The following is an 11,418-nucleotide window of genomic DNA, read 5'->3' on the forward strand; positions in this document are numbered from 1 at the left end:
TAACTAAATTGATAGGTGGTGGTGTAGTTGTATTGCTCTTGGGGGGAGAGGTAACAACTGGGTTGCTCCCATTCTGGGTGGTTAGGGGAATCGGGTAAAAACTGGGTTTCTAACGCCAATCCTGCGTAATCTTGATATTGCTTGCCATCACGAGCAGGAGTACCCGCTAACCAGTTGCCGCCATACAGTTGCACAGCTGGTTTATTGGTTTTTACCGTCATGGTGACTTTGTTATCAGGGGAAATTACTTCAGCAATAATCTCACTAGTATTTCTTGCTGGGTTTAGCACAAAGCTATGATCGTAACCTTTAGCTTGTTGTTGCTGTTGATCTGTCAGTAAGTCTTTACTCAGTGTTTTGCTGATACGGAAATCAAAACTGGTATTTTCAACTGGTTGTGGCTTATCGAGCGGTATACCAAGGCTATTAGTCGGTAAATAGTAGTCAGCATTAATACGTACTGTATGTGAGCGATTATCACTGTCCCAGCTCGCCCCTTGCAGATTAAAGTAACCGTGATTGGTTAAATTAACGGGTGTGGTTTTATCGGTATCAGCAATGTAGTGAATGATCACTTCATTGTTATCGGTTAAGGTATAACGCACCGCAACCATCAGTGTACCGGGAAAGCCCTGATCACCATCTTCAGAGACTAAGCTAAATAAAACGCTATCTTGGCTTTGCGCTACGATTTGCCAGCGACGTTGGTTAAAGCCATTTTCACCACCGTGAAGGCAATTACCATGTTGATTGGTTGAGACTTGGTATGCTTGACCATCAATACTGAAGCGACCATTGGCAATACGGTTAGCATATCGACCAACAGTTACCCCCATGTAGCTTTGTTGGGCATAAAAATCAGCAAGGTTATCGACGCCTAATAACACTTCTCGTTGTTCGCTGCTGCTAAGGGGAAGGCTACAACTTAACCAAGTAGCACCAATGTCCATCAGCACGATACGCATTCCATGGCTATTGGTGAGTTCAATGACATTAGCTGGCTTGCCATCGTAGGCGAGCTGCTGAGTCATAGCGTGCATGAATGGGCTTTGCATTGGTGCTCCTTACCTATTAATTGGTTAGTGACTGAATGAATTAAGCAATCTTGCCTGCGCCATCTTTAGCTTGGCAGACGTAAATTGACTCTTTTAATCCGGTTGCAGCTTGGTATTTCGCTTCAACGGCTGCTTTGACATCATCCACTAATGTTGGTGGAACGAGTGCGACAATACAGCCACCAAAGCCGCCGCCAGTCATACGTACACCGCCTTGCTCGCCAATCACGTCTTTGACGATTTCAACAAGGGTATCGACTTCAAATACTGTGATTTCAAAATCATCGCGCATAGAAGCATGAGATTGTGCCATTAGCTCAGCCATACGCTTCATGTCGTGATTACGTAGAGCAGTAGCCGCTTCAACGGTGCGATCGTTTTCAGTGATCACATGGCGAGCACGTTTCGCTACTAACTCATCCAGCTCGTGTGCTTTGGCATTAAATTGCTCAATGGTGACATCACGCAGTGCTTTGACGCCAAAGATACGTGCAGCCTCTTCACATTGCTGACGACGGGTATTGTATTCGCTGTCCACTAAGCCACGTTTTTTGTTGGAGTTGATGATCACAACTGCCATGTCTTCAGGCATGGATACCGCTTGGGTTTCTAGGCTGCGGCAATCTAATAACATCGCATGATTTTCACGACCTTCAGCAGAGATCATTTGATCCATAATGCCGCAGTTACAGCCTACGAATTGGTTTTCAGCTTGCTGACCATTTAAGGCGATGTCTGCTTGGCTGATCTCAAGGTTATAAAGCACCTTAAAGGTTTGACCAATCACTACTTCTAATGCTGCAGATGAGCTTAATCCTGCACCTTGAGGAACATTACCTGTTACTGCAATATCAGCACCCGTGAAAGTGAAGCCACGTTCAAGTAAACATTTCACTACGCCACGAATGTAGTTTGCCCACATCTTATCGTGTTGGAATTCGATAGCTTGGGTGAGATCAAACTCATCGGTAGCATTGTCATAATCTACCGATACCACACGAATGATGTTGTCAGTACGGGGAGCAGCAGCAACCACCGTTTGGTAGTTAATAGCGCAAGGTAAAACGAAGCCATCGTTGTAGTCGGTATGTTCGCCTATCAGGTTTACACGCCCCGGCGCTTGGATTAAATGGCTTGGTTGGTAGCCTAATACTGCGGTGAAGGCGTGTTTAACGTTTGAAATTAGATCTGACATAAAAATCTCTCACAAAATAGGGTAACTTATGCCACTGTTATATCAGCGGCACAGTGTAAGTAAGCAATAACTTATTGTTGTTCTTTGTAGTGAACATCACTGAGATCACGTAGGCGTTGTGCAGCTTGCTCGGCGGTTAAATCACGTTGGCTCTCTGCTAACATTTCATAGCCGACCATGAATTTACGCACAGAGGCACTACGGAGTAATGGCGGATAAAACAGCGCATGTAATTGCCAATGCTCAATGTCAGTACCTTGCTCAAAGAAAGGGGCGTAATGCCAGCCCATGGAATAAGGGAAAGAGCATTGGAATAGATTGTCGTAACGGCTTGTCAGCTTTTTAATCGCTACCGCTAAATCATCACGTTGCGCATCGGTGAGTTCACTCATACGACGAATATGCGTCTTTGGTAACAGCATGGTTTCAAATGGCCATGCTGCCCAATAAGGCACTAGTGCTACCCAATGTTCGGTTTCAACCACAATGCGCGAACCGTCTTTTAGCTCAGCTTCAACGTAATCGACCAATAGGTTGCGACCATTTTCTTGATAGTACGTCTTTAGGTTGTGTTCTTTACGCTCGATTTCATTCGGTAAAAAGCTATTAGCCCAAATTTGACCATGTGGGTGCGGTTGCGAGCAGCCCATGGTTTCACCTTTGTTCTCAAAAGCTTGTACCCAAATGTAATCTTTACCTAGCTCTTCAATTTGATCGTTCCAGGTATCAATCACGCCACGAATTTTTTCAACTGGTAGCTCTGGTAATGTTTTGCTGTGATCGGGAGAGAAACAGATCACACGGCTTAAACCACGAACTCCTTGGGTTTTAAATAGCGGATTAGTCGATTGTGGCGCTTCTGGTGAATCCACCATTAGCGCGGCAAAATCATTACTAAATACGTATGTGCCTTGGTAATCTGGGTTTTTATCGCCAGAAATACGCTCGTTCGTTGGACACAGGAAACACTTTCCGTCATAGCTTGGTAGTTGCTCGGTTGATGGCTTTTCATCTTGACCACTCCAAGGACGTTTGGCACGGTGTGGCGAGACTAAAATCCATTGACCAGTCAGTGGGTTATAACGGCGATGTGGATGATCAACAGGGTTAAATTCAACTGCAGACATGTGTTTTACTCTCTTAATTAATAACCGTTAGGATTGTTTGATTGCCAGTTCCAGGTATCGACAGTCATCTCTTTTACACTGCGCGTCGCTTTCCAATTGAGATCACGTTCAGCTTTGTCTGTGCTTGCCCAACACGCTGCAATATCACCTGCACGACGAGGACAAATGATGTAAGGCACTTGATTGCCACATGCTTTAGCAAATGCGTCGACCATTTCTAATACGCTAGAGCCTGTACCTGTGCCGAGGTTGTAGATATGTAAGCCGGCTTTTTCACGCAGGACATTAAGTGCTGCAATGTGACCATCTGCCAGATCCATGACGTGAATGTAGTCGCGAACACCTGTGCCATCCGGGGTTGGGTAATCGTTGCCAAAAATAGATAACCGATCACGGCGACCAATCGCCACCTGAGCAATAAATGGCATTAGGTTATTGGGGATCCCTTGCGGATCTTCACCCATAGTGCCGGAAGGGTGTGCGCCTATTGGGTTGAAGTAACGTAGTAGAGTAATACTCCAATCGTTTTCTGCATGGAACAGATCTTTAAAGCACTCTTCCACCATGTATTTGCTTCGACCATAAGGGTTAGTGGTCGCCCCTGTTGGTGAGTCTTCAGTGATAGGTACAATTTCAGGATCGCCATATACGGTAGCGGATGAGCTAAAGACAATGCTTTTTACGCCCGCTTTACGCATGGCACGTGCTAACACTAAAGAGCCATTAACATTGTTGTCGTAGTATTCCAGTGGTTTTTCGACCGATTCACCTACCGCTTTTAAGCCTGCAAAGTGGATCACCGCTTTAATATCGTGTTGGGCAAAGACGCTATCGAGAAACGCTTCATCTTGGACGTTACCTTGGTGAAACACTGGCATTACACCCGTTAATGCTTCTATACGTGCCAATACACCGATTTTGGCATTGGATAAGTTATCGATAATGATAGGAGTGATCCCTGCTTGGATCATTTGTACGCATGTGTGGCTGCCGATGTATCCCATGCCGCCGGTGACTAAAACTTCCACTATTTTCGCCTCTGCTTAATTTGGGGAGAGGAGATCCGCATATTGCGTGTCTCAACTTTCTGTAAAAAAGTCTACCAATGAAGTGAGCTTACGATCTGTGATCAACTTAGCAATGTGTAAACGTTTACACTTTAAATTCATGGAATGTGAGCGATAACAGTGAGAGAGAAAATTAAGGAATATTTATAACTCTTTGAATTTATTGGTTATATTTGATTTTTTGTCAGATATATAAAATTTCAGGGTAATGTAACAATTTTTACTAAAATCTTAAGGCACAATATAAAACCATAATAAAAAGTGTTATTTTCAAAATATCTCACTAGGATAGTGAGCTAAGTTGATGGGAAGCAAAGTAAGTATGGCGACATTAAAAGACATAGCTAATGAAGCAGGGGTTTCTCTTGCAACGGTATCGCGTGTGCTCAACGACGATCCGTCATTAAGCGTAAAAGAAGAGACTAAACAACGTATTTTTGAAATTGCTGAAAAACTCGAATACAAAACCAGCAGCTCAAAAAAAGCCGTGGTTGAGAAAAAGCAACAGCATTGCTTTGTGGCACTTTATAGCCATAAGCAAGAAGCAGAAGTGAATGATCCTTATTATCTGTCTATTCGTCATGGGATTGAGACCCAATGTGATAAGCTCGATATTGATTTAATCAACTGTTACGACGGTAAGTTTGATGCCCATGATGCAACGATTACAGGGGTACTGATTGTTGGACGATGTTCAGCTAAGTTATTGAAAGAGTTGCCAAAGATAACAGATAATATTTGTTTTGTTGATTTTTCAGATAATTCAGAACGTTACGACAGCGTGGATATTGACCTTGAAAGGATCAGTAAACAAATTGTCGATTTCTTTATTGAGCAAGGCTACCCACGTATTGGTTTTATTGGTGGGCAAGATTTGGTAAATACTGCTGATATTCGTGAAATTGCGTTTTCTGAATACGGTCAGTTAAAAGGCGTTGTCGATAGTAAAGACATTTACCGTGGCGATTTTTCTAGTGCTTCTGGTTATGCGCTCGCTAAGCAGATGTTTGCTAATGGCGATTACCCCAATGCGTTATTTATTGCGTCTGATTCTATTGCCATTGGTGTACTGCGTGCGATCCATGAACAAGGACTGGCTATTCCAGAAGATATTGCGCTGATCAGTGTTAATGATATTCCTACCGCTAAATTTACCTTCCCTTCGCTGTCTACCGTACGTATTCACGCTGAAATGATGGGGATCCAAGGTGTGAATTTGCTGGTGGAAAAGGCACGAGATGGGCGAGTTCTGCCTCTACAAGTTTATGTGCCAAGTAAGTTAAAGCTGCGTGGTACCACGAAATAGCAGCAATGAAGTATTTATAAGGCACTGTTTTTACAGTGCCTTTTTATTTTCTGTGAAAAGCGTTGCGTTATTTACACTGTTTTCTTTCTGTTATCTTACCTTCTGCCACTTCCTTTAAGCCGATCACAGGATTGGTTTAAATCCCCTCGTAAAATGTGACTCGCTTAATGTAAAACGTTTTCACTAATTTATTTTAGTAAAACTTTTACTAAACTCATTCCCAACAGATTCATCGTCATTATCACGATTGATCACAGATTAAAAAAACGTCGGTTTGAGCCGGGAGGCATAACGTGAACAACTGGGAAAACTTCCAACATCTGCATGAGAACCGCATGGCACCACGTGCTTATTTCTTCTCATACGATTCAGTTAAGCAAGCAACGACTTTTCAACGTGAACTAAGTAGCCGTTTTATGCTGCTTAGTGGTCAGTGGCAATTTGAATACTTTTCAAATCCATTATTAGTACCAGAAGAATTTTACAGCCAGCCAATGACGCAGTGGGGACAAATCACGGTTCCTAACATGTGGCAAATGGAAGGTCATGGCGATCTTCAATACACAGATGAAGGTTTCCCGTTCCCAATCGATGTACCGTTTGTGCCATCAGATAACCCAACTGGCGCTTACCAACGCACATTTACATTAGGTGCGGATTGGAACGACAAGCAAACCATTATCAAGTTTGACGGTGTTGAAACTTACTTTGAAGTGTATGTGAACGGTCAATACGTTGGTTTTAGCAAAGGTAGCCGTTTAACCGCAGAATTTGATATCAGTGCATTCGTGCAGCAAGGCAATAACTTACTGTCTGTTCGTGTGATGCAGTGGGCGGATTCCACTTACATTGAAGATCAGGATATGTGGTGGACTGCGGGTATTTTCCGTGATGTTTACCTTGTGGGTAAAGAGCAGTTACACGTGCGTGATTTTACGGTACGTACTGACTTTGATAGCGCATACCAAAACGCCATATTAAGCTGTGATGTTGAGTTAGAAAACTTAACGGCAAGCGCACAAACGGCATTGGTTGAATACCAATTAATGGATGGCACAACACTTATCGCAGAAGGCGTTGTGGCTGATCTTCATGTTGCTGATAGTGCTAATGCGCAGTTTGCCATTGATGTGACAGCGCCAGTGCAATGGAACGCTGAAAACCCATACCTTTACCAACTACTACTGACGCTAAAAGACAGCCAAGGCAATGTATTGGAAGTGATCCCGCAGCGTGTTGGTTTCCGTGACATTAAAGTGCGTGATGGTCTGTTCTACATCAACAACAAATACGTGATGCTACACGGTGTGAACCGCCACGATAACGATCATCTTAAAGGTCGTGCGGTGGGTATGGATCGTGTGGAAAAAGATTTAGTGCTAATGAAACAGCACAACATTAACTCTGTACGTACGGCTCACTATCCAAATGATCCACGTTTCTACGAGTTATGTGACATTTACGGTCTGTTTGTAATGGCGGAAACCGATGTGGAAACACACGGCTTTGCTAACGTCGGCGATTTAAGCCGTATTACCGATGACGCTGAATGGGAAACTGTGTTTGTTGATCGTGCTGTGCGTCATGTTCACGCTCAGAAAAACCATCCATCAATCATCATGTGGTCTATGGGTAACGAATCGGGCTACGGCTGTAACATTCGTGCTATGTATGCGGCAACTAAAGCGATTGATGACACTCGCTTAGTGCATTATGAAGAAGATCGTGACGCTGAAGTGGTGGATGTGATCTCTACTATGTACTCACGTGCGCAATTGATGAATCACTTTGGTGAATTCCCACATGCGAAACCTCGCATTATCTGTGAATACGCCCACGCAATGGGTAACGGTCCTGGTGGTTTAACGGAATACCAAAACGTGTTCTACAAGCACGATCATATTCAAGGTCACTACGTATGGGAATGGTGTGATCACGGCATTCTAGCTCGTGATGAAAACGGCATTGAATTCTATAAATACGGCGGTGATTACAACGATTACCCGAACAATTACAACTTCTGTATGGATGGTTTGATTTACCCAGATCAAACACCAGGCCCTGGCTTGAAAGAATACAAGCAAGTGATTGCGCCAGTGAAGATCCGTGAAGTGGATGCGAAACAAGGTCAATTTATGGTTGAGAACAAATTATGGTTCTCGAACATTGATGATTACACCATTACCGCAGAAGTGCGTGCTGAAGGTGAAACCTTATCCGTTGAGCAGATAAAACTAACAGATCTGGCTGAAAACTCAGAGCAGATGATCACCTTAGCGTGGCCTGAACTTGATGAGCGTGAAGTGTTTGTCAACTTCACGGTGCGTAAAGATTCTCGCACTCGTTACAGTGCAGCAAACCATGATATTGCGGTTTACCAGTTCGAGCTAAAAGCGAATACCGCACAGTTGGAAAGCTTTGTTAATCACAATGCGACTGAATTAGCGATTGAAGAAACACGCTTAGATTACGTGGTGAAAGGTTATAACTTTGCGCTTAACTTCTCGAAAGTGAACGGTAAGTTAACATCATGGTTAGTTGATGGTAAAGAGTTGATTCAATCTTCGCCTAAGCTGAATTTCTTTAAACCAATGATCGATAACCACAAGCAAGAATATGAAGGTCTATGGCATCCGGCTCACCTACAAATCATGCAAGAGCACTTCCGTAGCCTCAATGTGGAAATGATTGATGGTCAGTGTGAAATCACGGTCACTAGCATTATTTCACCACCAGTGTTTGATTTTGGTATGCGTTGTCATTACCGCTACCAAGTTAATGCACAAGGTCAGTTAAATGTGGAATTAAGCGGTGAGCGTTACGGTGATTACCCACATGTGATCCCTGTGATTGGTTTGGATTTAGGCATTAATGGCGCGTTTGATCAGGTGCAATACTACGGTCGCGGTCCTGAAGAAAACTACCAAGATAGCCGTCAAGCTAACATGATTGATGTTTACAGCACCACAGTTGCTGACATGTTTGAAAACTACCCGTTCCCACAAAATAACGGTAACCGCCAGCACGTTCGTTGGGCTGCATTGGCTGATAAACATGGCACTGGTGTACTAGTGAAACCACAGCAAGAAATTAACTTCAGTGCATGGTTCTACACTAACCAAAACCTTCACCAAGCACAGCATACACATGAGCTTGAGAAGAGTGGTTACATCACCCTAAACCTTGATCACCAAGTGATGGGCTTAGGCTCTAACTCTTGGGGTAGTGAAGTGCTGGATTCATACCGTGTGTACATGGATAGCTTCCGTTATGGTTTAACGATTCTGCCATTTACGGCTGGCGATTGCCGACCACAAGCATTGGCAAATCACAACTTTGACTCAGCGTTTTTCACAACAACGGCTCCACAAACGAATAAGGCGTAATCCATGATCGTATTAGATAGCTTAGCGCAATTTAAATTGGTGTACCGCAATGGACGTAAATGGAACCGTTGTGTAGAAGCCATTGAAAATATTGAAAACATCCAAGAAGGTGTGATGCATTCGATTGGTGATTCACTGGTGTACATGGTGCAAAACGGAGTAACGCCAACCAATGGTCTGTTTACTGGTAACCGTCGCTACTTTGATGTGCATTACTACCTTGAAGGCAGTGAGCAGGTGGAAGTGGCGGAGAAAGCACAATTAACCACTGAAGTGGCTTACCAAGATGAAACAGACCGTGAAACCTTGGTGGGTTGTGGTGAAGTCATTGCGTTATCAGAAGGGCAAATTGCGATTTTTGAAAACGACAAAGCGTACCGTTTCTTAGGTGAAAACCCAGTTAGAAAAGTGGTGCTAAAAGTGACCATTGAAGATGGCTACTTCTTGAATAAATAGTTCCAAGCAAGCGTAACAATCAGGCTCACGGTGTGGGCCTGATCTTTTGATATTTATATTCATGAGATTGGCAACTAGTCCCATGAATAGTTTGTTTTTTTGGGGTAAACATGACGGAAGCAACACGAGGTACGATAGGCAAATTTGCCTTATTGTCGATGACATTCGCTGCGGTATTTAACGTTCGTAATATCGTGAACAATAATATCGAATTAGGATTAAGCTCTGCGCCAATTTTCTTATTGGCGACTATGATCTATTTCATTCCTTTCGTATTCATTATCGCTGAATTTGTATCGGCGAATAAAAACTCAGAATCAGGCATGTACGATTGGCTAAAGCAGCCTTTAGGTACCAAAATGGCGTACATGGGCTCATTCCTGTACTGGTTCGTTAACCTATTTTTCTTTATTTCATTACTGCCAAACGTGATCGCTTATGCTTCATACGCCATGATGGGGTATGAGTACAGCTTCTCGCCAATCGTCACGTCAGTAATTTCGATTGTGTTATTTGCCGCTGCCACCCATATTTCAACCAAGGGTGCATCATGGTTAGGCAAGATCACCGAAGTGGTGGCTTATGGTGTGTTCTCACTGTTTGCTATTTACGTCGTTGGTGCACTGCTTGCGCTGGGTAGCGATCATCAGCCAGCACAACCGATCACATTAGAAGCGATGAAGCCAACCATTAATTGGGCGACATTAGGCATCATGTGTTGGATTTTCCAAGCAGCGGGTGGTGCAGAAACCGCTGCGGCATATCTTAACGATGTTAAAGGCGGTCATAAGTCATTTATTAAAGTGATCATTGTTGCGGGTATTGTGATCGGTGGTATGTACGCCCTTGGCTCATTACTTGTGAACGTGTTCGTGGCACGTGAAGATTTAACCTATGCTGGTGGCATGGTTGAGATCTTCACCGGTATGGGGAACTACTTTAATATCTCGGAAGCGTTAGTCGGTCGTTTTGTCGGTATCGTGCTATTCATTGCCATGTTTGGCTCAATGATGATGTGGACAGCAGCACCTGTGAAAATCCACTTCTCTGAAATTCCGAAAGGTGTTTACGGTGAAAAAACCACAGAGCTAAATGAGCATGGCGTACCAGTGCGTGCAGCATGGTGGCAGTTTGCGTTTGTATTTGCGATGTTAGTAGTGAACGGTTTTGGCTCTGAGTCAGTACAGCAGATGATGAACACTGCGATTAACCTAACTGCGGGTACGGCAATGTTACCGCCAATTCTTATCATGATCGCTTACTTTGTTTTCCGCTGGAAGCATGATGATACGCCTCGTGATTTCCGCATGGGCTCGCAAAAAGTGGGTATGATTGTTGTCTCTATTCTTATCGTGATTTTCGTGGTGAGTATGACAGCCTCTGCGTTCCCTCCTGGTGTTGATTTAGTGCGTGCGTTCTTTATTAACGTCTTTATGACGGCGGTATTCTCTGGTCTTGCGTGGTGGTGGATTTCTCGCTTTGAGAAGAAACAACAAGGCGCGCTTCAGGATGCAGAAAAGAAACCAACAGTAGCAACACAGCACTAAGTTTTATCGCTAAATAAGCTAAGTCAATAAATAGATAAGCCGTACATTTATATGAGCGGCTTTTTTGTTTTTTGAAAAATAGCGGTTTATTTTACTTATGAGAAATTATTTTTTACTGATAGTTGAGATTTATTTAAGGGCGAGACAATCAATACCAGCAAACAAAAGATAAAAATGGAAATAACGCCTTTTAGTGACTGTGATATAGCTCATAAAACCATATAAAAATAGATGTTTTAAGCTGTTACGTTACGTCTTTATATCGTTACGAATGTTACA

The 11,418-nt window shown here is 43.3% G+C and carries 8 protein-coding genes; 4 read left to right on the forward strand and 4 right to left on the reverse strand.

The features are described 5' to 3' along the window. The 4 genes from galM to galE all read right to left on the reverse strand — a co-directional run. On the reverse strand, positions 1-1,055 hold a 1,055-nt coding region (gene galM / locus E5A76_RS05445; protein ID WP_161118330.1), incomplete at its 3' end, for a galactose-1-epimerase. Between the two features lie 40 nt (positions 1,056-1,095). Further along, positions 1,096-2,250, reverse strand: coding sequence for a galactokinase (gene galK, locus E5A76_RS05450; protein ID WP_161118331.1), 1,155 nt, complete (start codon positions 2,248-2,250; stop codon positions 1,096-1,098). A gap of 71 nt (positions 2,251-2,321) precedes the next feature. Next, on the reverse strand, positions 2,322-3,377 hold the full coding sequence (locus tag E5A76_RS05455) for a UDP-glucose--hexose-1-phosphate uridylyltransferase (RefSeq protein WP_161118332.1): 1,056 nt from the start codon (positions 3,375-3,377) through the stop codon (positions 2,322-2,324). 17 nt (positions 3,378-3,394) lie between these two features. After that, positions 3,395-4,405: a UDP-glucose 4-epimerase GalE gene (gene galE / locus E5A76_RS05460; RefSeq protein ID WP_161118333.1), complete on the reverse strand. Its 1,011-nt coding sequence runs from the start codon at positions 4,403-4,405 to the stop codon at positions 3,395-3,397. Between the two features lie 361 nt (positions 4,406-4,766). Between galE and ebgR the strand changes: the two genes are divergently transcribed. The 4 genes from ebgR (at position 4,767) to E5A76_RS05480 (ending at position 11,139) form a co-directional block, all read left to right on the forward strand. Then, positions 4,767-5,750: a transcriptional regulator EbgR gene (gene ebgR, locus E5A76_RS05465; protein WP_161118336.1), complete on the forward strand. Its 984-nt coding sequence runs from the start codon at positions 4,767-4,769 to the stop codon at positions 5,748-5,750. A 293-nt stretch (positions 5,751-6,043) separates the two neighbouring features. After that, on the forward strand, positions 6,044-9,136 hold the full coding sequence (gene ebgA, locus E5A76_RS05470) for a beta-galactosidase subunit alpha (protein ID WP_161118334.1): 3,093 nt from the start codon (positions 6,044-6,046) through the stop codon (positions 9,134-9,136). A gap of 3 nt (positions 9,137-9,139) precedes the next feature. Further along, the gene (locus tag E5A76_RS05475; protein WP_107166147.1) at positions 9,140-9,592 is read left to right on the forward strand and encodes a beta-galactosidase subunit beta; all 453 of its coding nucleotides are present in this window, start codon (positions 9,140-9,142) and stop codon (positions 9,590-9,592) included. Between the two features lie 110 nt (positions 9,593-9,702). Next, positions 9,703-11,139, forward strand: a complete 1,437-nt coding sequence (locus E5A76_RS05480; protein WP_161118335.1) for an amino acid permease — start codon at positions 9,703-9,705, stop codon at positions 11,137-11,139. Positions 11,140-11,418: the final 279 nt, after the last annotated feature.

The organism is Photobacterium lucens, from assembly GCF_009873615.1.
Classification (GTDB): Bacteria; Pseudomonadota; Gammaproteobacteria; order Enterobacterales; family Vibrionaceae; genus Photobacterium; species Photobacterium lucens.